Genomic DNA, 831 nt, shown 5'->3' with positions numbered 1-831 from the left:
CAATTGTATGATTAGGGTGTATGATAATAAGTTAAAAAATAAAAGATTAGACATACGAAGGATTTTTATAAAAATAATAGTGTGGATTTTAAAAAAACTTGGCGGGAGAAACAATATATAAATGATTAAGGGGAGGAAGAATTATGTCCAATAACGTAAGACAAAGAAGAATAATTTTAGATTTAGCAGTTACTTTAGATGGTTTTATTGAAGGGAAAAATGGGGAAGTTGATTGGTGTATCATGGACTCTGAGATGGGGTTTATTGATTTCTTAAATCAAATTGATACTATTTTATATGGAAGAAAAAGCTACGATTTATGGGGACAATTTACTCCAGGAATTGAAGGTACCAAAGCTGAAAAAGAAGTTTGGGAATTAGTTCACAGTAAAGAAAAATATGTGTTTTCTAGAACACAAAAAGGGATTGATAATAAAGCAATATTCATAAATGATAATATTCTTGAAGAAGTAAATAAATTAAAGAAAAAGTCTGGTAAAGACATTTGGCTATATGGCGGAGCAAGTCTAATTACAACATTTATCAGCTTAGGGCTTGTGGATGAATTTAGATTATCTGTTCACCCTGTTATTTTGGGAGAAGGAAAACCGTTGTTTATTGATATAAAGCAGAGGTTGAATTTAAAAATGGTTAATACAAGAACGTTCTCCTCTGGCGTTGTGCAACTAATCTATCATTTGAATGAGAATTGATAATATTGCACATTCCAAAGATAAAATACAATAAATATCATTAAGAAATACTCGATAGTAATTGTCATTTCTTCAACAATAAGGCGCGATTCTTGAATAACATAGGTAGAAAATAATT

Annotated in this window: 1 protein-coding gene; it reads left to right on the top strand. The window is 29.7% G+C overall.

Going from position 1 to position 831, the window contains the following annotated elements:
* Positions 1 to 143: 143 nt before the first annotated feature.
* A complete protein-coding gene (locus BPMYX0001_RS26600; protein WP_006097295.1) occupies positions 144 to 713 on the top strand; it encodes a dihydrofolate reductase family protein in 570 nt (189 codons plus the stop codon).
* Positions 714 to 831 lie beyond the last annotated feature (118 nt).

The organism is Bacillus pseudomycoides DSM 12442 (genome assembly GCF_000161455.1).
GTDB lineage: Bacteria > Bacillota > Bacilli > Bacillales > Bacillaceae_G > Bacillus_A > Bacillus_A pseudomycoides.
Note: the sequence above shows the minus strand (reverse complement) of the source record. Positions and strands in the feature narration are given on the sequence as shown.